General features: G+C 41.2%; 24 protein-coding genes. 9 read left to right on the top strand and 15 right to left on the bottom strand.

Annotation, left to right across the window (positions count from 1 at the left end; genetic code table 11):
* Positions 1-2 precede the first annotated feature (2 nt).
* The 3 genes from RMX98_RS32855 to RMX98_RS32845 form a co-directional block, all read right to left on the bottom strand.
* Positions 3-278 carry a type II toxin-antitoxin system RelE/ParE family toxin gene (locus tag RMX98_RS32855; RefSeq protein ID WP_322678388.1) on the bottom strand — a complete coding sequence of 92 codons (276 nt, stop codon included), beginning with the start codon at positions 276-278 and terminating at the stop codon, positions 3-5.
* Complete coding sequence (locus tag RMX98_RS32850) at positions 271-585, bottom strand: type II toxin-antitoxin system Phd/YefM family antitoxin (RefSeq protein WP_322678389.1); 315 nt, start codon at positions 583-585, stop codon at positions 271-273. Before RMX98_RS32850 ends, RMX98_RS32855 begins: the two co-directional genes overlap by 8 nt.
* 61 nt (positions 586-646) lie before the next feature.
* Positions 647-1,486 carry an Rpn family recombination-promoting nuclease/putative transposase gene (locus RMX98_RS32845; protein ID WP_322678390.1) on the bottom strand — a complete coding sequence of 280 codons (840 nt, stop codon included), beginning with the start codon at positions 1,484-1,486 and terminating at the stop codon, positions 647-649.
* Positions 1,487-1,788: 302 nt separating this feature from the next.
* On the opposite strand from RMX98_RS32845, the gene RMX98_RS32840 reads away from it, so the two are divergent.
* Together RMX98_RS32840 and RMX98_RS32835 are read left to right on the top strand one after the other, a co-directional pair.
* Positions 1,789-2,520, top strand: coding sequence for an ABC transporter ATP-binding protein (locus RMX98_RS32840; RefSeq protein WP_322678391.1), 732 nt, complete (start codon positions 1,789-1,791; stop codon positions 2,518-2,520).
* A gap of 35 nt (positions 2,521-2,555) precedes the next feature.
* The gene (locus RMX98_RS32835; protein ID WP_322678392.1) at positions 2,556-2,756 is read left to right on the top strand and encodes a hypothetical protein; all 201 of its coding nucleotides are present in this window, start codon (positions 2,556-2,558) and stop codon (positions 2,754-2,756) included.
* Positions 2,757-2,941: 185 nt separating this feature from the next.
* Here the strand turns inward: RMX98_RS32835 and dnaN are convergent, their stop codons facing one another.
* From dnaN to RMX98_RS32815, 4 genes are all read right to left on the bottom strand, one after another.
* Positions 2,942-4,105 carry a DNA polymerase III subunit beta gene (dnaN, locus tag RMX98_RS32830; RefSeq protein WP_322678393.1) on the bottom strand — a complete coding sequence of 388 codons (1,164 nt, stop codon included), beginning with the start codon at positions 4,103-4,105 and terminating at the stop codon, positions 2,942-2,944.
* 74 nt (positions 4,106-4,179) lie between these two features.
* Complete coding sequence (locus RMX98_RS32825) at positions 4,180-4,602, bottom strand: PIN domain-containing protein (protein WP_322678394.1); 423 nt, start codon at positions 4,600-4,602, stop codon at positions 4,180-4,182.
* Positions 4,599-4,874, bottom strand: a complete 276-nt coding sequence (locus RMX98_RS32820; RefSeq protein ID WP_322678395.1) for a hypothetical protein — start codon at positions 4,872-4,874, stop codon at positions 4,599-4,601. The genes RMX98_RS32825 and RMX98_RS32820 overlap by 4 nt, the downstream gene beginning before the upstream one ends.
* Positions 4,875-4,915: 41 nt before the next feature.
* Positions 4,916-5,164: a hypothetical protein gene (locus tag RMX98_RS32815; RefSeq protein ID WP_322678396.1), complete on the bottom strand. Its 249-nt coding sequence runs from the start codon at positions 5,162-5,164 to the stop codon at positions 4,916-4,918.
* A 403-nt stretch (positions 5,165-5,567) separates the two neighbouring features.
* Between RMX98_RS32815 and RMX98_RS32810 the strand changes: the two genes are divergently transcribed.
* The 3 genes from RMX98_RS32810 to RMX98_RS32800 all read left to right on the top strand — a co-directional run bounded on the left by RMX98_RS32810 (position 5,568) and on the right by RMX98_RS32800 (position 7,190).
* Positions 5,568-6,011 carry a hypothetical protein gene (locus RMX98_RS32810; protein ID WP_322678397.1) on the top strand — a complete coding sequence of 148 codons (444 nt, stop codon included), beginning with the start codon at positions 5,568-5,570 and terminating at the stop codon, positions 6,009-6,011.
* Positions 6,012-6,498: 487 nt separating this feature from the next.
* Entirely contained in the window at positions 6,499-6,738 is a 240-nt protein-coding gene (locus RMX98_RS32805; RefSeq protein ID WP_322678398.1) for a hypothetical protein, read from the top strand.
* 8 nt (positions 6,739-6,746) lie between these two features.
* Complete coding sequence (locus RMX98_RS32800) at positions 6,747-7,190, top strand: PIN domain-containing protein (protein WP_322678399.1); 444 nt, start codon at positions 6,747-6,749, stop codon at positions 7,188-7,190.
* 320 nt (positions 7,191-7,510) lie between these two features.
* On the opposite strand, the gene dnaA is transcribed toward RMX98_RS32800, so the two are convergent.
* Complete coding sequence (gene dnaA, locus RMX98_RS32795; RefSeq protein WP_322678400.1) at positions 7,511-8,893, bottom strand: chromosomal replication initiator protein DnaA; 1,383 nt, start codon at positions 8,891-8,893, stop codon at positions 7,511-7,513.
* A 164-nt stretch (positions 8,894-9,057) separates the two neighbouring features.
* Between dnaA and RMX98_RS32790 the strand changes: the two genes are divergently transcribed.
* Together RMX98_RS32790 and def are read left to right on the top strand one after the other, a co-directional pair.
* Positions 9,058-10,308: an HhoA/HhoB/HtrA family serine endopeptidase gene (locus RMX98_RS32790; protein ID WP_322678401.1), complete on the top strand. Its 1,251-nt coding sequence runs from the start codon at positions 9,058-9,060 to the stop codon at positions 10,306-10,308.
* Positions 10,309-10,517: 209 nt separating this feature from the next.
* Complete coding sequence (gene def / locus RMX98_RS32785) at positions 10,518-11,054, top strand: peptide deformylase (RefSeq protein WP_322678402.1); 537 nt, start codon at positions 10,518-10,520, stop codon at positions 11,052-11,054.
* A 178-nt stretch (positions 11,055-11,232) separates the two neighbouring features.
* On the opposite strand, the gene RMX98_RS32780 is transcribed toward def, so the two are convergent.
* Positions 11,233-11,823, bottom strand: a complete 591-nt coding sequence (locus tag RMX98_RS32780) for a thioredoxin family protein (protein ID WP_322678403.1) — start codon at positions 11,821-11,823, stop codon at positions 11,233-11,235.
* Positions 11,824-12,036: 213 nt separating this feature from the next.
* Positions 12,037-13,956, bottom strand: coding sequence for an acetate--CoA ligase family protein (locus RMX98_RS32775; protein WP_322678404.1), 1,920 nt, complete (start codon positions 13,954-13,956; stop codon positions 12,037-12,039).
* Positions 13,957-14,541: 585 nt separating this feature from the next.
* Here RMX98_RS32775 and RMX98_RS32770 point away from each other — a divergent pair.
* Positions 14,542-14,745: a hypothetical protein gene (locus tag RMX98_RS32770; RefSeq protein ID WP_322678405.1), complete on the top strand. Its 204-nt coding sequence runs from the start codon at positions 14,542-14,544 to the stop codon at positions 14,743-14,745.
* Between the two features lie 321 nt (positions 14,746-15,066).
* Complete coding sequence (locus tag RMX98_RS32765; protein ID WP_322678406.1) at positions 15,067-15,921, top strand: cyanophycinase; 855 nt, start codon at positions 15,067-15,069, stop codon at positions 15,919-15,921.
* A gap of 316 nt (positions 15,922-16,237) precedes the next feature.
* On the opposite strand, the gene RMX98_RS32760 is transcribed toward RMX98_RS32765, so the two are convergent.
* The 5 genes from RMX98_RS32760 to RMX98_RS32740 form a co-directional block, all read right to left on the bottom strand.
* Positions 16,238-17,152 carry a M23 family metallopeptidase gene (locus tag RMX98_RS32760; protein WP_322678407.1) on the bottom strand — a complete coding sequence of 305 codons (915 nt, stop codon included), beginning with the start codon at positions 17,150-17,152 and terminating at the stop codon, positions 16,238-16,240.
* Positions 17,153-17,293: 141 nt separating this feature from the next.
* A complete protein-coding gene (locus tag RMX98_RS32755; RefSeq protein WP_322678408.1) occupies positions 17,294-18,301 on the bottom strand; it encodes a phycobilisome rod-core linker polypeptide in 1,008 nt (335 codons plus the stop codon).
* Positions 18,302-18,970: 669 nt separating this feature from the next.
* Positions 18,971-19,309 (bottom strand): CpeR family transcriptional regulator, encoded by a 339-nt coding sequence (locus tag RMX98_RS32750; protein WP_322678409.1) that lies wholly within the window; start codon positions 19,307-19,309, stop codon positions 18,971-18,973.
* On the bottom strand, positions 19,303-19,932 hold the full coding sequence (locus RMX98_RS32745) for a chromophore lyase CpcT/CpeT (RefSeq protein WP_322678410.1): 630 nt from the start codon (positions 19,930-19,932) through the stop codon (positions 19,303-19,305). The genes RMX98_RS32750 and RMX98_RS32745 overlap by 7 nt, the downstream gene beginning before the upstream one ends.
* A 324-nt stretch (positions 19,933-20,256) precedes the next feature.
* Entirely contained in the window at positions 20,257-20,793 is a 537-nt protein-coding gene (locus tag RMX98_RS32740) for a phycobiliprotein lyase (RefSeq protein ID WP_322678411.1), read from the bottom strand.
* Positions 20,794-21,428: the final 635 nt, after the last annotated feature.

Genomic DNA, 21,428 nt, shown 5'->3' with positions numbered 1-21,428 from the left:
CATTATAAATTTTCGTACACCTCATCATCATTGCGCTTACCAACTCGAAAAACTTCGATTACATCCTCTGAAATTGTATAGAGAATACGATACTCACCTTGATCAACTCGATAAACACCTGAATATCCCTTAAGTTGCTTACAATCTTGAGGTCTAGAATTTTCCGGTAGTAACAAAATTTTAGTCATCACCTGCTTAAAAAACTTTGGCTGCAAATCGACTAAATCTTTCCGGGCTGATTTTGTAATACGTAGAGCAAGCACTCCAGATTCAGCCATTCAAGATATTTTTAACTGTGAAATTAGTACCATGAAGTTCGTTGTAGTCAGTAATCACTTCTTCTACCGAATAAGATTCACCGTCACTCTCAGTTATTGCACGTTGGAAATCTGCGACATCTCTTACATTTTCCAATGCTTCCAATCGTTTTAAGTCGGCATAGCTGATGACTGCTGCAATAACTTTTCCTTGTGATTCAATCACAATACGTTCCTGTTTTTCTTCCAGAAGGGCAAGAAGTTCGGAAAACTTTTCTTGTGCTTGATCTGCTTCCACTTTTGTCATATTTATTTGAGGCAGTGCCATCAGCAGGATAATCCTGGTTTTAGAATAGCACAATGGCTTTGGGCGATGGCACCTGTGAAATTTATATAAACAAAATACTCACAAATTCGTCTAAAGAACTTACAGCGATCGCGCTATCCATTAAATTTTCTAATTGTTCCACACTCTCGCCCTCAAGCCTTATTTCCACTTCATGAGGAATTTCGCCAAAGCGTTGTTCCAATACCCGGATTAACTGCCGTCGCGCACCCTGCTGAATACCTCTTTGCTCAATTTCTTGATACCAAGGCGATTCTCGCAATACTGCCATATCCCACCTCATGATTTGTTGCACTAAAGGCGTATCTAAAACAAAGCTAGCAAAAAATGCCAGCAATGATTCTAACTCGTTCAACTCTGCATCATCTCGTAGCGCCTGTAATGCACGTTGCACAACTGCTACCTCTCCCCCTCCTCGCAGGATTGGCACAAAGGGTAACAAGGATGGTAATGATTGCTCAAATACTATTTCAGCATCGATTTCCCACAGATTAATCACGCGATAATCTTGGATAGCACGTAATCCCAAAAATTCCTGATCGTAACTATTGACAATAGTTAAGGTGGATGGGGGCGGTAAAATGTTGATCAGTACTGGGTAAGTTGGCAATCGGTAGCGTTCTTGTGCCAAGGCAGCATAAGTTCTCATCCGTAAAGGCATCTGTGCCGTGTAACGCAACTGTAGCTCATTTAATACTAGAAAATCTCCGTGAGTAGCACTGTATGCTTTCACTAACACATCTGTTTCCCGGCTAATCCAATGAAACTCAGAGCCGAGAATTTCTTTCGCCACGACTTCAGGACACTGTGTCACCCACTTTACCCATGCATCGGGAGCTAAATTAATTAGTCGCTTGCTACCAATATCTGCTACTTTTGCCACTGGACGCTTGATATCTTTACCAGTAATTAATAGTACATCATAAAGATTGCGGTATCATGGCGCTGGTTTGAAGTTGAAGCAATGTCTACGACGCATACACCTACCCACTGTTTTAAGAAATGTATGATTGATGTATCTTAGGTTTTGAATCGGTGTTGCTGAATCGAGGTACGAATTTGGATGTAGAGACGTTGCAATTGCTAGTCTCTACAAGGATTTTGAAATAACGCAAAATTATTTTTCATACCGCAATCAGCAACGCCTTTAGGTTTTGAATCAATATTTCTGGATGTAAACCGCCGATGAAAGCCGATAGTAAGCCAAACTATACAATTTTAGAAGTTCAAGAACTTGATGTAAATTATGGCGGCATCCAAGCTTTGAAAAAGATTAATTTAATTATTCAAAAAGGTGAGGTAGTTACTCTAATTGGTGCTAATGGTGCTGGTAAAACCACTACGCTCCGCGCCATATCTAAAATAGTTAATCCTAAGAGTGGCGTAATTATCTATAATGGACATAATATTAATCGCCGCCAAACTCACGAAGTTGTCCAACTTGGTATTGCCCATTGTCCAGAAGGACGTAGAGTATTAGCCAGGCAAACAGTATTTGATAATTTACTTTTGGGTGCTTATATTCGCTCCAATCAAGCTGAGATAAAAGCAGATATTCAGCGCCAATTCGAGCTATTTCCGCGTTTGTCACAAAGACGCAATCAACTAGCAGGAACCCTCAGTGGTGGCGAACAACAAATGTTAGCGATCGCTCGTGCTGTCATGAGTAAACCACAGCTATTACTTTTAGACGAGCCTAGCTTAGGTTTAGCACCTGCGATCGTCCGGGAAATCTTCTCTATTATTGAAAATCTCCGTGCTACAGGTGTGACTATTCTATTAGTTGAACAAAACGCGAATTTGGCATTACAAATTGCCGATCGCGGTTATGTTTTGGAAGCTGGTTCTATTACCTTAACAGGTGCAGCCTCAGAATTGATTAGTGATGAGCGAGTTAAAAAGGCTTATTTAGGGTGATGATTATAGTAGAGTAATAATCCAATAAATTTCTTATGAACTGGATTAGTGTCGATGAAATAAAACGTGACTTATTAGGCTATCTTCAGCACATTGAAGCTGGAGAAACTCTTGTAATTATACGTGGTGGAAAGCCAATTGCTGAAATTAAACCGACGGTAAAAACACCTGATTTCTCTTTAGAATTTTACTCCCCTTCCCTACTAGGGAAGGGGTTGGGGGTTAGGTCTGTATGAAACTCAACTTAGAAGCAATATATATAGGATTCATATTTGATTTTTGAAAAGAATTCGGTACACCTTAATCTTCTGAAATCCTTTTGCCTATTGTCTATTGCCTATTGCCTATTGCCTCTTGCCTATTGCCTACCTAAGCCAAGTGATTTCAGTAATCAAACCGGATTCCTATACTACTATTATTTTTAACTTCTCAATTGCACTGGCATAGCTAAATAGGTCATTTTCAAACCACTCAATGGCGTAAAAATCACTGGAGTTAGGCTTTGATTTAAATGCATTTGAATTTCTGAAGATGGTAACTCTTTCAAGCCTTCCATCAAATATTTAATGTTAAAAGCAATCTCAATATTTTCTCCAGAAATTTGGGCCGGCATTGACTCTCTACCACTGCCCACATCTTGAGCTTCACAAGATAAGGTAATTTCTTGAGCTTCGTTGTCAATACTGAGCTTGACAATATTATTTTTCTGATCGGCTAACACCGCAATCCGTTCCAAAGTGCTGACAAATTGTCGCCGTTCAATTGTTACTTGTCGCTCAAATTGGCGCGGAATTAATTGTCGATATGCAGGATATTGCCCTTCTAATGTGCGACTAGTCAAACGTTGATTTTGCCATGCAAACACAACTTGACCTTGATCGAAATATAAAGCTACAGGTTCATCTGAGGAGGCGCTATGAGCTAGCATTCGTTGAAGTTCGCGTAATGCTCTAGCTGGTACTGTCACTTCTAATTGACTAGTTCCACCTAAAGGACGCTCGTTGCTAGTTTCTACCACTGCTAGGCGATGTCCGTCGGTAGCTGCAAATTCTAAAGTATCTTGTTTAACTGTTAAATGCACTCCCGTGAGTACTTGCTTGGTTTCATCACCACTAGTAGCAAATAATGAACCTCGTAATCCCTCAATTAATGCGGTGGTGGTGAGATGGATTACTTCGGTATTTTCAATTACAGGTAGTTCAGGAAATTCTTCCGGCCCCATTGCTCGGACTTGGTAATGTCCACTCTTGGGTGTGAGTGTGACAATTAAACCTTCTCCACCGGATTTTGCACCTGTCAGGGCTGATTCATCGTCTAGAGTAATTTCGCCTTCTGGAAGACGAGAGGTAATATCTACAAGTAATTTAGCAGGAAGTGCGATCGCACCACTTTGCCATACCTCTGCGTTAAAACTGGTACGGATTCCCAAACTGAGATCGAAGGCTGTTAAACTTACTTGGTTAGTTTCGGCATCCGCTTGTAACAGCACGTTGGCAAGTACTGGATGAGTTGGTCGTGAAGGTACTGCACGACTAACAAGTGAGAGGTTTGTACTGAGATCGCTTTGGGAGCAAACTAATTTCATAAGTCAGATTCAGCTGGTGAAGGATATGGTAACATCCTTCCTTATTGTTTATAGGCGATCGCTGGCAAAATTACTTAAGGATAGAAAACTCGTGTAAACAGTTGGTTACGATAGCGCCGATAAATATCAAAATCTTTATCTAGTGTGGCAATTGCAGCGATATTCAGGCGTTCAGAAATTGCCACGAGGGATAAATCTGAAAAATCTGCTGGCAAATCAGCGTACTGGGCATTCAGTTCAGCAATCCGAGCAAAATCTTGAGACGTAAGGAATTCACACTCATATATGTGATTTGCTAGGTGGGACAGAAACTCGTTTTGCACCTGCCAGTCAGAGGCTAATAACCACATCACTTCAGTGACACAACCTTCACTCGTCAGCAATCGACTGGTACATCCAGCAAAAAACTCAACCACTCGATTGTGATATGAATCTGCTGAGTCGTAAAAGGCAACCAACAAACCTGTATCTACCAAAATCGTAGGATAATAGGTCATGATTCCTGTTGGTGGCTTTGCTTTATCCGTGATGCAATAATCGCTCTCCGAACGTCTCGGTCTGATAAATTACCAACAGAGAGTAAATGTTGAGGTACTCCTCCCATACGCTCTAAAATGCTTTGCTCTCCTGGCTGGTTTTTTTCATCATGAGATGTAGAATTTTTCTGATCCTGTCTACCTTTTATAAATAGCAAGAAATTTAGCACTTCTTCTACTAGAGAATCTGAAACCTGCTCAATTTCCTGAATAAGTTGCTCTCTGGCTGTCATAAATTATCTGCCTCAATAGCAATAGAACTTTATTTATCACGTTAACAGGCTTCAAGGGGCGATTCTATCTTATGAGAGTTGGCAAAGGCGATGTCTACAACGGTCACTGAATCTCGACTCACTTCTCCTGTCGGAGAGGCTGCGCCAACGACGCCGCGATAGTTGAATCTCGACTCACTTCGACGCCGCTCAGTGCAAGTCGCTCGATTACCGCGTAGTCGAAACTCAGTGCAAGTTGCTCGATTACCGCGCAACCGTACCCCTCCGGGGAAGCAAGCTACGCGGAGCATCTTGTAGAGAAATGCGGGCTACGCCTACGCTCCAGACTTGTAAAAACTCAAACGATTGCAGCTAATGTTGCGCGATATATAAGAAACGTTTAAGCATTTCTTGCAAACATATAAGCAGTTGCAGCAAAGCATTCATACTTTGCAACAATTGATCCTCTATGTATAAGAAACGTTTAAATCATTGCAACAATTGTCGTAATAAACTTATAAATCTATTTATTACTAAAATTACAAAATAGTTTAAGTGAAATCAACTATAGGTTTACAGGTGCGATCTCTACGATGGGCGGTTCCTGAGCGCAGCCGAAGGGCTACGCCTACGCAACTGATTTTGTTATATTTTCTGATGACAATCAAGGAATTTTTTGTATAAAACAGTACCATTGTTTACTGGGAGAGATGAATGATGGCACGTCCTAAAAGAAACTCCAGCGTTTTAGAAAAAGCCGATCGCCGAATTGAAAGTTTACAATCTATCAGTGTAGAACTTGACTTTGGCGAAGGACTGACTATACAAGCTTACAATGCAACAATTAACGATCTCCGATCTAAGCTTGCTGCCTACAACACTGCTTTATCTTCCATTGATAAACTCACAGATGATGTGAAGAACGCAGAACAGGCTGTAATAACAATGTCAGAAAAAATGTTACTAGGAGTTGGCAGCCGTTACGGTAAAACCAGCCAGGAATACGAGATGGCGGGTGGTACGCGACGAAGTAATAGCAAGAAAAAACGAAGCGTAGTAGACAATTCCAAAGTCACCAATCCTTTAGCAGCCAATTCTGTTCAGCCTTCTTCTGTAAATGGATCTATGAATGGGGTGTCGGGTGCGAATATGAGTTAGCTAAGATCCAACAGGAAATTTACAGCGAATTGCAATCAAACGTGCCACAGATAAAAGTACTAAAAGCAATACTGGGATTTATTTTTGTGGTGGGTTTGATCGAAAACTGCTGTAAGTTGTCAAAAGCCTTCAGGATAATGATAATTAAATAGAGGCAGGGGAGGCAAGTGACGCTTGCCTCCCCTGCCCTTATGCACAATTATCATTCTTATTAAGACTATTTTGAGTACTTTAATTGATTGACAAAAGGAAGTTTTTGTCTTGCTGTGTCTCTAGAAACAAGTTCATTAATACTTATTACCTATATAGGACTCATATTTGATTGCGTGAAAAAAATTCAGTACACCCTAATCTTCTGAAATTCTCTTGCCTATTGCCTTTTGCCTATTGCCTACCTACACAAGTGATTTCAGCAATCAAACCGGATTCCTATATATCCAAGAGTTAAAGACGCTAAAATTTACAGCAGTTGATAAGAGTTAAGTTGATGAGTCCTTCAGTTGAAAAAATTTTAAGCGAGATTGAGCAATTAACTCCAGAGGAGCAATTGATGGTAATGGGGCATTTGGTGGAGCGTATGAAGAAACATATCACTCAAGCACAACCAAAACGCAAGTGGAGCGATTTGAAGGGTATGGCATCCTATCCGCTATTGGGTGAGGATGCTCAGGAATGGGTTTCGCGGACTCGACGGGAAGGAGATGAGCATCGAGAACGGTTGTTCTGAGGAGAGGAATGAGAATTAGTGATGCGTTAGGTGGAATTTCTCGCTTATTTCTTGATACAGCACCCGTAATTTATTTTGTAGAACGCAATCCGCAGTTTGTGGATTTTGTAGATCCAATTTTTGATCGCTTAGAAGCTGACATTACAGCAGTAGCATCTGCAATAACGTTATCAGAGTGTTTGGTGGGCGCTATACGTCTGGGGTTAGTGGATTTAGAGCAGGCTTTTGTCGATGTGTTGCAACAAGAACAAGTAGTTTTTGTGGAGATTAATGCTAATGTTGCGCGAGAAGCTGCGAGAATTCGGGTGCGTTATAACCTTCAGTTACCCGATGCATTGCAGGTAGCGGCGGCAATAATTGCTGGTTGTGAGACGTTTTTGACCAATGATACAGCTTTGAAGCGAGTGATAGAGTTGAGGCTTTTGGTACTCGGTGAGTTGTCGGTAGAGTGAGTAGAGTATTTGCAATAGTAATGCCAGGAAATTGCGGAAAACCTGCCACAATTTCTGTTGAAATCATAAATCAAGCAAGCTTATCTTGTGGAAAACTTGTGGAAAAGTACAATAGTTTTTCCACAAAGTAATTATACTTCATTAAGTTTTATCAGCAATATCTCAAGTTATCCACAGATTTATCCACAAAAAGTAAGATTTTTCCACAATCTAAGTTAGATTTAATCAATTTTTATCTGTTACTTAATCTTTTCGCGTAATTATTGAGCCATCAAAGCTAGCGATCGCACTGCTGGTTGTGGAAAACTTAAAATACATCTTCAGGATGGTTTTTGAGAACGGCTAGTCATATTGATGCGATCGCTCAGTTGGCGGATTGTTTGTGCTAAAGTGCGATCGCTCTCCTGGAGTTGAGTAATTTTATCGCAACTATAGATTACCGTTGTATGGTCTTTACCACCAAACTCCTCGCCAATTCTTGGCAAACTCAAAGTCGTGTGTTGGCGCATGAGATACATCCCTAATTGACGCGCCCAGCTAATCTCTCTTCGTCGTGAGTTACTTTTGAGGTCGTCTATAGAAACATCAAAATTATCCGCCACTACCTTTAAAATTGCTTCTGGGGTAGCTGCCATTTTTTCGTTAGGCGGTTCTAAAACTGGTGTGATATTTTCTACCGTCATCGGTAATCCCCAAATGGAAATATAAGCCACCGCCCGAATTAAAGCTCCTTCTAATTCTCGAATATTAGAAGTATAGTTAGAAGCAATATACTCAATCACATCGCGGGGAAGACTAATATTTTCATCCTCAGCCTTTTTTTGCAAAATTGCCATTCGAGTTTCTAAATCCGGCTTTTGGATATCTGCAATTAAACCCATAGAAAACCGAGAACAAAGACGTTCTTGCAAGCTAGGAATCTGGTTAGGAGGACGATCGGAAGCAATGACAACTTGTTTACCGGCCTCATGTAAAGTATTAAAAGTATAAAAAAACTCTTCTTGGGTGTATTCTTTTCCGTCTAGAAACTGAATATCATCAACTAATAAAAGATCGGCGGCTCGGTAATGCTCTCGGAAACTCTGCATACTATCCTTACGAATCGCTGTAATTAAATCATTAGTAAACTGCTCAGTAGAAACATAAAATATTTTACAATCAGGAGAAATTTTCCAGCGATAATGACCAATAGCTTGCATCAGATGAGTTTTACCTAAACCTACACCACCGCATAAAAATAAAGGATTAAACTCTTTACCCGGAGATTCTGCAACTGCTAAAGAAGCAGCGTGAGCCATACGATTGTTAGCACCAACTACAAATCGCGAAAAGACATATTTAGAATTTAAGTCAGTAGTTTTATGATTGTGATTCCCAACAGCTTCAGAAATATTGTTAGGATTTGGTGATTCCCAAGAAACCTCTCGTTCACTAAAATGAGAAACTTCATCACCTTGAGCAACAGTAATGTAAATTCCTACAGGATGACCGAGAATATCTTGTACTACATGAGCAATGGTATTGATGTAATACTTCTGTAACCAATTACGAGCAAATGGGTTAGGAGTGCGGATAACCAAGCAATTATTTTCTAATCGCTCTGCACTAGCAGTTTTGATCCAAGTTTCAAAGGTCGGTCGGGATAGTTCAAGCTTTAGGCGCTCTAGTACCTGACTCCACAGAGTATCTATGGGAATTTCCATTATCCACCACCTTTGCTGCTAATCGTCACAATAGAAGTGAAAGCACTAATTTAGCATTGAGACACGCTAGACCTAAAATAAGCTTTTAAGTTGTAACCATTTTGGGACATACCCAGTAGGCAAGATCCTAACACCCACTGACTGATACGGAGAAGCAACGACACATGAAGACAACAAATCATCACTCAGCGCCCAAAAAGATTGAAAACAGGGGTTTACCTCATAGGTTGTGGATGCTTTCATACGGGGTAGCAGTGATGTTCCTGGGGAGCTGCTCTCTTTTACCTGCTAAAACCTTTGAGGCTCAACAAAGTGAGGCTCAAGCCGAAAAGACAACACAACCTAATCCGGCTAATCCGGTAATTGTCCCCCCGCAAATTTTCTCTTCTTCTGGAGATCCTAATTTTATAGTGAAAGTAGTACAACAGGTGGGGCCTGCGGTAGTTCGCATTGATTCTTCTCGAACAATCACTTCTCGCGTACCAGACGAATTTAACGATCCATTTTTCCGGCGGTTTTTTGGAGACGCAGCGCCACAGCCGAGACAACGCGTAGAACGGGGTAGTGGTTCTGGATTTATCATTAATTCTTCAGGTCAAATTGTGACCAATTCCCATGTGGTAGACGGTGCTGATAGAGTGACTGTCACGCTTAAAGATGGCCGGACTTTTGACGGTAAAGTTTTGGGTGAAGACCCGGTAACTGATGTGGCGACGATCAAAATTGATGCGAATAATTTGCCAACTTTAGCTGTGGGTAACTCTGATGCTTTGCAACCAGGAGAAGCTGTAATTGCGATCGGTAATCCATTAGGCTTGAATAATACCGTCACTTCTGGGATTATTAGCGCTACAGGTCGTTCTAGTAGCGACATCGGTGCTAGTGACAAGCGGGTTGATTATATCCAAACGGATGCAGCGATTAACCCTGGAAATTCTGGTGGGCCATTGCTCAATGCTCGTGGTCAAGTGATTGCAATGAACACAGCAATTATTCGAGGCGCTCAAGGTTTAGGATTTGCGATTCCCATTAACACTGTGCAAAGGATTGCTCAAGAATTAATTGCTAAAGGCAAGGTAGATCATCCTTATTTGGGTGTGCAGATGGTGACATTGACACCAGAAAATAAAGAAAGAATAAAAAATGTAGCTGGCGATCGCTTAAATCTGACAGCAGATGACGGCGTTTTGCTGGTTGAGATTGTGCCGCGATCGCCTGCATCTGTAGCTGGGCTACGAGTCGGCGATGTGATTAAAAGCATTAATAGCCAGCCTGTTACTAAAATTGAAGATGTACAAAAGCTAGTAGAAAAGAGCAAAATCGGTACTAAGTTACCAATAGAAGTGGAACGTAACGGGCAAATTGTCCAAGTAGGAGTTCAACCTGCACCTTTGCCAGTAAGACGTGAAGGATGATGTTAGGAGGCAGGAGGCAGGTGGTCACTGAGCGTAGTCGAAGTGAGGCAATAGGCAATAGGCAATAGGCAATAGGCAGGAATTATAAAAATTCCCCATTTCCCATTCTCCATTCCCCATTTCCCATTCCCCATTCCCCATTCCCCATTTCCCATTCCCCATTTCCCATTCCCCATTCCCCATTCCCCATTACCTAAAGGAGTTTTATCATGACTGAATTAGCGCCAATAATTCAATTAGGCAATCCAACATTGCGCCAAAAAGCTGCTTGGGTTGAGAATATTCAAGATGAGCATATCCAAAAATTAATTGAAGACTTAATTGCCACTGTTGCCAAGGCTAACGGTGTGGGAATTGCTGCACCTCAAGTAGCAGAATCTTATCGTTTATTTATTGTGGCTTCCCGTCCTAATGCCAGGTATCCCAACGCCCCAGAAATGGAACCTACTGCAATGATTAATCCCAAAATCATTGCTCATTCAACTGAAGTTGTTAAAGATTGGGAAGGCTGTTTAAGTGTTCCAGGAATTAGAGGGTTAATTCCTCGCTATAAAGCTATTGAAGTAGAATATACTGACTCTCAAGGCAACTTACAAAAGCAAGAATTAACCGATTTTATCGCTCGGATTTTTCAACACGAGTACGATCATCTCGACGGTATCGTATTTGTAGATCGTCTAGAAAACACCCTTGATATGATTACTGAGCAGGAATATCAACAACGAGTAGTTAACAAGAATTCCTGATTGGCATAGTTGCAAGCATCCGCAAACGCCTTCCGGGTTGCATCTATTCGACAAGTATTATTTGACCTCTCCCCCAACCCCTCTCCGACACGGAGAGGGGAGCAAAAGCTGAATTCGTTCCTCCTCCCTTTCCGTTTCGGAGAGGGAGGCTGGGAGGGAGAGGTTCGTCGAACTTACGTTAATTTACCACTTGGCTGCCATGACTGCGGGGGTCATCTTGATTAGCCGTTGGTGCTACTGGGGCTGAAAATCTGGAAACTTTGCCGCTAGCTTGAGCATAAGGAAGAGACGCACCAGTAACCAAAGCTTCTAAGTTGCTAGCCATAATCGTTCGGGGTTGATCGCCGATCGCTTGGGCTATGGTTTCTCCTTGCTGACTCAAAAATACAAAATGGGGAATCCCATCTACCCGATATTTCAGCATTTCCGGCAGCCACTTGGTATTATCCACATTCAGCATGACAAAATTCATCTTGTCAGCATACTCTGTTTCTAGTTGAGTGATATCTGGGGCCATTTTCTGGCAGACAGTACACCAATCAGCATAAAACTCTACTAGAGAAGGTTTGCCGTTGCTGATTGCTACTTCCAATGGTGTAGAAGTCTCGCTTAACTTGGCAAGGGTAGCCGTGGTTGTTTCAGTTCGCAATCCTAAGACGAGGGAAACGCTGAGTGCGATCGCTACCATTACAATTAAGAAGTTTCTCAGACGCTTCCCAAATGTAGATTCAGGTTTTTCGGGAGAATTAACAGGTGAATCAGTACTCATAACAGAATTATTAAAACTTATTAAGTTATTAAGCAATTTCTTCTTTAGTTTACCTGACTCCACCCTTGGAAGCTTGAACTGGGTATTGGAAAGAGGCAGAGGGGCAGGGTGCTGCTCTTGCTGAGGGGAAAACTCTCCTCCCTTCTCCCCTTGTACTGAGCGCAGTCGAAGTATGCTCCCTGCTCCCCCTGCTCCCCAATCTGAAGCGCCTATTTATTTAACTTCCAAAATCGCTCCAGTTTCTTTCAAATAAACGCGCGTAAATGGTTCATCATCACCCAAGGTATAATCTTCAATCAATCCTTTGCGACGAATAGAAATATCGTTGCCTTTTCTAATCACCACAGTCGAATTATCAAAAACATCGCGCACCAGTAACATCTCAATTTCGGTGGGATTATCCAAAACTACGATATTACTATTCTGGTAAAATACACCCTGTTCTTCGAGGATCTCTTCAGGGTACTCGGCAATTAGCAAATCAAGTTTGGGATGACGCAGCAAAGTTTGGACATTACTGTTGTAATCTTTGCTTAATACTTTTTTCGAGCGATTCACAAAAACGGCATCACGACAAACAGCGCCTATTATCCAGTTGGGATGTTGCAAAAGGATATGGTCAATCGTCGCTTCTAGTTCTTCAACTGAGATTTTATTAAAGGTAATAATTGGTATCCTGGCATCTGTACCCGACTCAAAAAATGTTTCTAAAATATGAGAAGGTACATCAACGCTTTCACCAACAGAAGGTTTCAGATGCATTAAAACACCTGGTGCAGCATTAATTTCCAGAATGGCAAAGTTACTAGATTTCCAAGAATCTGCGAGACTTTTGGTAATGACATCAATCCCCAGACAAGTTAGCTGGAAATGTTGGGCAATATCTTGGGCCAAGATAATATTATCAGCATGAACTGTCGGGGTTGCATCGATGCTCATTCCTCCGGCTGAAAGATTGGCGACTTTACGCAGATAAACAGTGCGTCCCTTCTCAATCACGCTATCTAATGATAGGCGCTGTTCTTCTAGATAGAGTTCCATCGCTTCATCGATTTGAATTTTACTCATCGGCGAAGTTGGTGTGTCTAAGCGTGCAGGTTTGCGATTCTCTTGGCGAATTAACTCTGCAAGCGTTAAATACCCATCACCAACAACCGATGCGGGACGGCGTTCTGTGGCGGCGACGAATCGACCATTGACACACAACAAACGAAAATCCGATCCTGAGATGCTTTTTTCAACAATTATTCGGGTTTGCTGATTTTCGGGAATCGCTGCCAGTGACCTATTATAAGCAGATATCAGTTCTTTCGAGTCTTGCACATCAGCCGTTACACCAATTCCTTTGTGACCTACCACTGGCTTAACTGCTACTGGATAGCCAATTTCTCTTGCTGCCGCTAAGGCTTCCTTCTCGGAAAAGACGATACTACCTTCAGGTACTGGAAAACCCAATGTTTTTAAAAATGCCTTACAGTCATCTTTGCGGGTGGTGAACTCCGAATCTAGATGGCTATCACAGTTAAATGTTGTTGCTACCCCCCGGACGTGTTTTTTTCCAAAGCCATATTGCATCAATCCTTCTTCCCACAAATAAAAAGCGGGAATACCTTTCTCGTAGGCTGTTCGCAATAGGGCGTAAACCGTGGGGCCACCGTATACAGATGCGCGAAATCTATCTTGCAGCTTCACCAGTTCTTCATCAAAAGCGAAGTCTTCGTCTTGGGTAATGGCTTCAAACCAATCCCAAACAAAGTAAATTACCTCTCTAGTTGTGCGTTCATGTAGTGATTGGACACTAATTCGTGTGAGATTTGGATATGGCTTAACACTCCAGTGGTTAAGGTGTAAATCCATATCTAGCTTTCCGGCTTCGGATACAACTTGGGCAAAGAGATGGGCATAAGATTCGTAGGTTTGATCGCGAAGATTTGGATAGCGATCGCCAATGCTCCTAATATAATCTTCAATGGGCAAAGGCTCCCTAGACTCAATTACAGTAAAATCAAATACTAGCGCCCCGACATCTAAATAAGGATTGGGCCCAACGTAATGCTTGAAGTTGAAAATATCGAATACATCCGTTCTTCTAGCATTAATGCGGACTAATTCACTGCTTTTTTGTAGAACCATTTATTCCGAACCTTTGGCTAAACACCCTGGGATTTCAATGCTGAGTTGTGATTACTCATACTTTAGTGATTTTAGATTAATTCACTTTTTTTTTGGAGAGTGATGGCAAAGTCATTGAACTAATCAGAACCCACGCTAACTCTATTATTAAGCATTTTCAACTATCTCAAGGCATAATTAAATCTCCATTCTTTAGCTAGAATCAAGAACAGTCAAACAATTTTGAATTTTAAATTTGCGATCGCGCAGCGTAAAGTCTTCCTTCTCCCTTGGTGCTAGCCTCTCACGAATGGGAGAAGGGAAGATACACTCGCCGCCAACGGTATGGCAACTCTTGGAGACGCTAGACGTTAGTGGAGCTTTCGTCGTAGCAATACGCCAAGAGCGAGGAGCGAGCGTCTTTTAGATTGGTTTCGCCCACAAAGAATAGAGCATGAATCAAACAATTCTTCTATCCCAAATAGCTGTTCAATTCATCCTCATGAATAATCAAAGATATAACCTTTGAAAGGTGCAACACCCATCAAGAATGTGTATAAATAAATGTGGGGTATTAAAAAAACACCAAAGTAAAGACAGCAAAGTATGAATAGCACACAAGCTGCTCTAAGAGATGAAATTCGAGAACTTGCTGACGAAGCTTTTCACCAAAAGCTGATCTCTGGACATGGAGATGGGGAAGATATGGATGAGTATCAAATTGTTTACCAAGGCAAACCCAGACATCTCCCACTAGAACAAGCACGTTTTTTCTTAACCAACTTACTTTACAGAAGTCGGGTTCATTAGCATTTGCCATCAAATCTCTAATTGCACCCAGCTAGAGTCAATGCTAAATCTACTCGCGATCGCACAACAAATCTCTAATAAGCAATTAGTAACATAGCCAATAATGCCTCTAGAAAAGACCTCTAGAGGCAGTTGACATTGTGAATTTTATTTAGCATAAAAAACTTTTGGTCTAATTGCGATGTCTAACGACAAGCCGCTCTGCGTCTACGCAAACAAATGTTAATCCTACTTGTGTCAAGTAATCTACCAAAGGGATGATTGGATAGTTTTAATTGTCATGGTTTAGTGAGATTTATTAATTCAAATCCAGGGGGCATCATGGTGGAAACTAATATCAAACGGCAGTTGGTAATTATTGGGGGAGCCGAAGACAAAGAAGGGGATTCGGTAATTCTGCGAGACTTTGTACGACGCGCTGGAGGTACAAAGGCGTACATTGTAATTCTGACAGCAGCGACAGAACTACCAAGAGAAGTGGGTGAAAATTATATCAGAGTATTTGAGCGGCTGGGAGCCGAAAATGTTCGCATCATAGATACAGAAACCCGTGAAGATGCATCTTCGTCTACCGCATTGGAAGCTATTAAGAAGGCAACTGGAGTATTTTTTACTGGGGGAGACCAGGCTCGTATTACCAGCATCCTCAAGGATACCGAAATCGATGCGGCGATTCACCAACGCTTCTCGGAAGGTGTAGTTATCGCAGGCACAAGCGCCGGAGCTGCTGTGATGCCAGATAAAATGATTGTCGAAGGTGACTCCCAAACACATCCTCGGATTGAAACTGTTGAAATGGGCCCAGGTATGGGATTTTTACCAGGGGTAGTAATTGACCAGCATTTTTCTCAGCGTGGACGCTTGGGACGATTAATTTCAGCTTTAATATTAGAACCTGCGGTCTTGGGATTTGGTATCGACGAAAACACCGCTATGGTTGTGACAGATAACCAAATTGAAGTGATTGGTGAAGGTGCGGTTACGATTGTTGATGAATCAGAGGCTACATATAACAATATGGGCGAGATATTGAAGGACGAGTCTTTGGCGATTTGTGGAGCAAAACTTCATATTTTGCCACATGGCTTCAAATTTGACCTGAAAACCCGCCAGCCTATCCTAAATAATGGCTCTGTACCAAATAACCCAGTACCAGTTGCTGCAATCAACAGTTAATTTTTAACAAAACCCTTGATTTTCTTTCAGTCCAGGTCGGTGGACGAGAGCTTGTGTAGCAATACTGCTCGATTAACGGTAAAAAAATGTGTAGGTTGAGGAGCCACTGCGCCCTTGCGGTTTCCCGACTTGTACCCCTTCGGGGATCTTGCTACGCGCAGCGTCTCCCCTTGGGAGAAACAAGTGGCGTTTGTAGAACGAAACCCAACATTTCCAGGGCTTTGTTGCGTAACACTAAAGTTTAACCCAACCTACAAATCTTCAAAACCTACGCAGTATTGGCTTGTGTAGTCCCGACTTTTAGTCACCCAATACTCTATGGCGATTTTGTTAAAGTATAAAAATTGTCATAACGTATTTGACTGCCGTTTCGCCAAACTTCCACTCTTTGAGGAGTGATTAAATAAGAAAAGCTACCATTATCTGCTCGATATCTGCTTTTACCAATATTCAAAGCTTGTATCTTTATAGGCTGATTTGGATTTTGTTTCAACTGCCCAATATAAAATAACTGACCATTTTCTTCACAGACTTTTACGCGAGTGCTAGCAGTCTCACCTTCAATGATGGTAATTCCATTGCATTTAGTATCAATGCTCACAGGTGCAAAATCTATGGGAATTGGCTGTGAAGGTGAAACTTGCTTTGCGACTGGGGGTGTCGAGACAGGGAGGTTTGGGTTATCGACTTGCTGAAGTTTAGAACCAGAGGCAACATTTGCAGTTATGGATGTCAACAGACGAAGGGGGTCAACTGCTATTCGGCCATTTGGATGAACTTCAAAGTGCAGATGAGGTGCTGTGCTATTGCCTGTAGATCCCATTTCGGCAATAATTTGACCTTGAATGACCTGTTGATTCTTGCTTACCAACAAACGGCGATTGTGACCATAAACAGTAATGCTGCCGTCGGCATGTTTAATAGTTATGGCATTTCCTAATCCCCAATTATCCCAACCTGCTTTTACAACTGTACCGGATGCAGCAGCAACAATAGGAGTTCCAGAAGTCCCGGCAATATCAATTCCTTCATGTTGATATTTGCGGAAACCTTGAGAAATAAACCCTTGAGTCGGCCAGATTAAGTTAGAAGCAGGGATAGGAGTTTGCAAAATTGGAGAATCGTCTGCTAACTGTGTTAAAGCAGATGTCGCTGTACTTAAGATAGCGGTTAAGGATATTAACCCAATTAGTCCATAAGTAGAATATCGATAAACGCTAGCTTTTTTCATAAGTTACAAGTCTATGTAAAACAATAATTCAGACACTTTCTGATTATTTGTTGTTTCAAGCTGGTTCGGAAAATATCAGGAAATAAAACAGGTGAGTTAAGAAAAGCCTAACCCACCTGACAAAACTAAACAATAGAGAAATTAGCCATTAAAAATGCGACTGCGCCACTTATTCAACCGCGCTTCTCCAATTGTGGCAGAACGTCGAGAATCAGCAACTTGCTCTTGCAAAGCTGCAATCTGTTTTTCTTGCGCGTCAGCTTGCTGTTGCAAAGATGTATATTCACCTGTGCTTGTCACAGAGCTAGAAGACTGCCAACTACTACTAAATTTTGTTGCACCGATGCTGGCAAAAGGTCTTAAGTCTGCTAGTTGTTGTTGTAAAGTTGCAATTTGGCTTTCTTGCTCTTGAATCTTTTGCCGCAAGCTTTGTTCGGCTGCTGTACGAGATGTAATAAAGGTATTATCTGGAGCAGCAGTTTCTGGTTTTGACTTGAACACTTCAGCCAACAATGCAGCAATATCCGTGGGTTTCAGTTTACCGTAAGGAGTGTTACTAATTAGCGATCGCACCAATTGAGGTTCATTATTCGTGACTACGTTCTTATCACTGCTAGAATTGCTCCGCACTAGTTGCAGCATATTGCTAAATTCCAATATCTTTTTGCCCGTTTGGGTTTTGTAACCCCGGTAATATGGCACTATGTTATCCCCAAAGGCATCTAGATACTCGTCGCTATCAAGATAAGAATCAATATCCGCCTCAAAACCTTTCTCATCTAAAATGTTACTATGATAAATTGTCTCTGAGTAGTCATCAGGAGCGCGACCCAGTAGGTGTTTGAAGTTCAGTTCAATTGCACGGTAGCGGTAAACGTTATTAAAAAATCTGGAGCGATACAATTCTGATTTGGCAATTTGACGCACAAACTCACGCACATCGATTATGCCTTGCTTGAGTTGTGATTCTGGAACAATGAGCCGCTCACTTTCCATAATGTGGGCATTACCCAATACTTGCCGATAAACTGCCCGAATTACAATTTCAATGTCATCAGCTGAAGCAGTAGTCCACAGTTCGATAGGTTCTATTTGGGAAAATGCTTGATATTGGCGAAGGCCTGTTTTGTCGTCTATGAAGGTTTGCATACTTGGGTTAGTGTGGGTAAAAGTAACTAATGGCTATTTTTAAAAGTAATGGGAGCTAGTACCGCTTCTCTTAGTAGACGTGCAAAGAATGTAGAAGTCAAAAGCAGCTGATGCGTTAGGTTAAGAGACTTTGGATAACCCGTAGAGTAGCAACTGACTCTCAAAATCAAAAGTCTAAAAACTTTTTTTCCTAAGCTTTCAAGCTGTTATCATCTGGCTGGTTACTTCTGCTCAACAATGCTAAATGGTTGAGTTATTATAGGACTCATATTTGATTTCTGAAAAAATTCAGTACAATTCAAAGAGGTTTCTTGACTATTGCCTATTGCCTCTTACCTCCTACGCAAATAATTTCAGTAATCAAACCAGATTCCTATAGTTATTAGTACTTAGTTTTACCAATAACTACTAAAGCCTAACTACTAAGCTTTACTAATTCCCTTTACAGTTAGGATTAATTTATCAAGTTTCGGGAAGCTTTTTAGTTACATTTTCTAACAAACTTAGACGGCTAACTGTTAATAACTAACAGCTAATCACGATCAGAAATTAGCAATCAGACATTAACAATTAGCCGTCAACCCCCTTGGGGAGTATTTAAAATTCAAAACTTAATTTTGAATTGGAATATAGACACTTTTCAGAAGAATTTCCGCAAGATAGCGATTCTCAAAGACGCTCATCAAATCTACTGTAGAAACCACCGTATTTTATCCAGTATTGTTTCAAAGTATGATGAGGCGTATGTAAACTAGCTTTTGCCTGATATAAAATGACTTGACGATGATCGCCCATCCAAACTTTATTAATGGGGTCAACGGATATTACTGTTCCTCCTAAAGAAGCAACACATTGAGAGAATCTTTCAATCGTCGTATATTCTAATGTCTCGAATATAAAAAAGTTACCTGAACAAATCAAGTGCCGACTGCGAATCCAGCAGCGCATCTTTTTTTCAGCTTGTGGAGGTAACATTTTGGTTTTAACAGATTCAAGCTGAATCAACATAATGCTCTCACCGCAGGTAATTCATCAGCAAAACTTTCTCGTTTTTCAAATCGCAATGGCCCAGCAGTTGATCCCCATATTTGCTTGTGAGTTTCAATGTCCATACCTTTATCTAGACTTATCCAAGTATGCTCAGTTACTTCTACTTCGCTGACAAGATATGTCTGGCATCCATTGCGCTTAATCAGACATTGATTACCCGGTTCTACACTACCTCGAAACATTTCACCTTCTCGTTGGAAAACCATTGAACAGTGATGACGCCGTTCGATGCTCTCTGGGGTGATGGTTTTGAGGATATCTAATTCACGAGCAGCACCTGCATAGAGCATCTGGTCTTTTAAGCTGTAATTTTCGATATAAATGCGATCACCCCAATCGACTAATTTATGTACTCCCTGACGATAGGGTGTCCATAAATCGTGATCATAAGCTTGTTCAGAATAAAAACCGATGGCAGAAAAAAATTCAATCGGTAAAGGACGAAAATAAATGTGAATGTGGGCGTAAAGTTGCGGATTTGCAAAAGATTGCTTGTAGTTGCTAAAATCTCCTGCCATCCAACAGGCTAAGGTGAGCAAATCGCTAGCGTTGGTGCTAGATTCACTGGGCGCTATCGTCATATTCAACCTCAAGAGTGAGAAAACTAGATGATTTCTTTTATCAAGAAGAATTCAGAACTCAGGAGCGGAGCCGGAGACGCTCCGCCTCCGGTTAGAATTCAAGATGAATCAGAGTCCGACTGGGTGATGGCACAGCGTTAGCGAGTCCGCGACCTGAATATTAGTTTAAAACCTTATTTTGTCCCGCTACGCGCTTTTGCCTCTGGTGGGCGAAACTAGTATTAAATATTTTTCTTTGATTATTACTCTATCCCTTGGTAGGTAGAGAATTCACCAATTCACCAATTCTGACTCCTGTTTTATGTTTTAACCTGATAATAATTGTTAACTGGTCGAACTTGACAAAGAGCGAATCTCTGAAGAAAAAGAAGCTGTTGTGACACCTTTACCATCACTGGTTTTAATCATCGCTACCCGAAATCGGAGATTTGGGTTAGCAAACCAAATTCGCTCCTCAGCAGCAGCGAGTTCATACTCTGTTAATAGGGTAAAAATACCATCGTCATTCAGATGATATTTAGCCACTGCGGGAATTGTTTCGGCGTATCCCTTGTCCCGCAGAAGTTTGCCTCTACAAGGATTTTCGATATCGGGAATTGGCACCAGCACAGTACTACCAGAAATTGGTTTATCGTCCCAATCTGACTCACCTTCCCAAGTCATCCGAAAAGGATGGGTGATACTGGCAGGGTCAGTGTCATACAATTGACAAATTGCTAGTACCGCCGGATCATCGGTGGATAGAGACTTAATGTCAATATTAGACAGTACTTCTTCAAAGTGGGCGAATGCTAAATGATGACCGCTACGCTGCGATCGCCATCGTCCAATTGAAAGTTCAAAGAATTCAGTAATTTCCATTAGAAAAGCGATCTTAAAAAGTAGCTTAAAATCCAAGAGATTTCTTGGCTAAAAAATTATTCTCCCTGTCTATATTCTAGCCTCCTTGCTCACAACTGCATTCAGGAGTACTGAGTTACGAGTGCTGAGTGCTTTATGAGAAGGATATTCAGCAAATGTTAAAAAACTTTACATCATTTTGATAAAGCAAAAGCCATAGAGACTTTAAACCCTTACTAGTCTTGATGATTTTAAGTTTTCGCATCGGTTGCCTTTATATATTCTGATACGATGCTGAAGCCATATTTATTAAAATTTGTTAAGTTAAATAATACTTTAGAGAAATTTCAGCTTTTTTTTAGTATCTGATTCGCAATTGGGATACAGCTGATGGTATGGTGATATTCGCTTGAGCAGGGGAAGCAGAGGAGGTAGGAGGAGGAATAAAAAATTACCTCTTTTTTAGTGCTAGGAGGTTCAATCAATCTTCTTAGGGACTTCCAGTGAAAAAAAAACATCCCATCTTCGGATTGCACAGATGTGAGCCTCTACAAATGTACAAAATAATTTGGCATAATTTATTTTGGCGTTGCTGATTGCGGTATGAAAAATAATTTTGCGTTATTTCAAAATCCTTGTAGAGACGTTGCAATTGC

The sequence above is a fragment of the Nostoc sp. DedQUE02 genome (assembly GCF_034531035.1).
In the GTDB taxonomy this organism is placed as follows: domain Bacteria; phylum Cyanobacteriota; class Cyanobacteriia; order Cyanobacteriales; family Nostocaceae; genus Nostoc.
This window is presented reverse-complemented; position numbering and strand designations above follow the sequence as displayed.

Bases quoted from the DNA above. Each gene is read 5' to 3' on its own strand.
- RMX98_RS32855 (WP_322678388.1), bottom strand. From the start codon at position 278: ATGGCTGAATCTGGAGTGCTTGCTCTACGTATTACAAAATCAGCCCGG.
- RMX98_RS32850 (WP_322678389.1), bottom strand. From the start codon at position 585: ATGGCACTGCCTCAAATAAATATGACAAAAGTGGAAGCAGATCAAGCA.
- RMX98_RS32840 (WP_322678391.1), top strand. From the start codon at position 1,789: ATGAAAGCCGATAGTAAGCCAAACTATACAATTTTAGAAGTTCAAGAA.
- RMX98_RS32835 (WP_322678392.1), top strand. From the start codon at position 2,556: ATGAACTGGATTAGTGTCGATGAAATAAAACGTGACTTATTAGGCTAT.
- dnaN (WP_322678393.1), bottom strand. From the start codon at position 4,105: ATGAAATTAGTTTGCTCCCAAAGCGATCTCAGTACAAACCTCTCACTT.
- RMX98_RS32825 (WP_322678394.1), bottom strand. From the start codon at position 4,602: ATGACCTATTATCCTACGATTTTGGTAGATACAGGTTTGTTGGTTGCC.
- RMX98_RS32820 (WP_322678395.1), bottom strand. From the start codon at position 4,874: ATGACAGCCAGAGAGCAACTTATTCAGGAAATTGAGCAGGTTTCAGAT.
- RMX98_RS32815 (WP_322678396.1), bottom strand. From the start codon at position 5,164: ATGCTCCGCGTAGCTTGCTTCCCCGGAGGGGTACGGTTGCGCGGTAAT.
- RMX98_RS32810 (WP_322678397.1), top strand. From the start codon at position 5,568: ATGATGGCACGTCCTAAAAGAAACTCCAGCGTTTTAGAAAAAGCCGAT.
- RMX98_RS32805 (WP_322678398.1), top strand. From the start codon at position 6,499: ATGAGTCCTTCAGTTGAAAAAATTTTAAGCGAGATTGAGCAATTAACT.
- RMX98_RS32800 (WP_322678399.1), top strand. From the start codon at position 6,747: ATGAGAATTAGTGATGCGTTAGGTGGAATTTCTCGCTTATTTCTTGAT.
- dnaA (WP_322678400.1), bottom strand. From the start codon at position 8,893: ATGGAAATTCCCATAGATACTCTGTGGAGTCAGGTACTAGAGCGCCTA.
- RMX98_RS32790 (WP_322678401.1), top strand. From the start codon at position 9,058: ATGAAGACAACAAATCATCACTCAGCGCCCAAAAAGATTGAAAACAGG.
- def (WP_322678402.1), top strand. From the start codon at position 10,518: ATGACTGAATTAGCGCCAATAATTCAATTAGGCAATCCAACATTGCGC.
- RMX98_RS32780 (WP_322678403.1), bottom strand. From the start codon at position 11,823: ATGAGTACTGATTCACCTGTTAATTCTCCCGAAAAACCTGAATCTACA.
- RMX98_RS32775 (WP_322678404.1), bottom strand. From the start codon at position 13,956: ATGGTTCTACAAAAAAGCAGTGAATTAGTCCGCATTAATGCTAGAAGA.
- RMX98_RS32770 (WP_322678405.1), top strand. From the start codon at position 14,542: ATGAATAGCACACAAGCTGCTCTAAGAGATGAAATTCGAGAACTTGCT.
- RMX98_RS32765 (WP_322678406.1), top strand. From the start codon at position 15,067: ATGGTGGAAACTAATATCAAACGGCAGTTGGTAATTATTGGGGGAGCC.
- RMX98_RS32760 (WP_322678407.1), bottom strand. From the start codon at position 17,152: ATGAAAAAAGCTAGCGTTTATCGATATTCTACTTATGGACTAATTGGG.
- RMX98_RS32755 (WP_322678408.1), bottom strand. From the start codon at position 18,301: ATGCAAACCTTCATAGACGACAAAACAGGCCTTCGCCAATATCAAGCA.
- RMX98_RS32750 (WP_322678409.1), bottom strand. From the start codon at position 19,309: ATGTTGATTCAGCTTGAATCTGTTAAAACCAAAATGTTACCTCCACAA.
- RMX98_RS32745 (WP_322678410.1), bottom strand. From the start codon at position 19,932: ATGACGATAGCGCCCAGTGAATCTAGCACCAACGCTAGCGATTTGCTC.
- RMX98_RS32740 (WP_322678411.1), bottom strand. From the start codon at position 20,793: ATGGAAATTACTGAATTCTTTGAACTTTCAATTGGACGATGGCGATCG.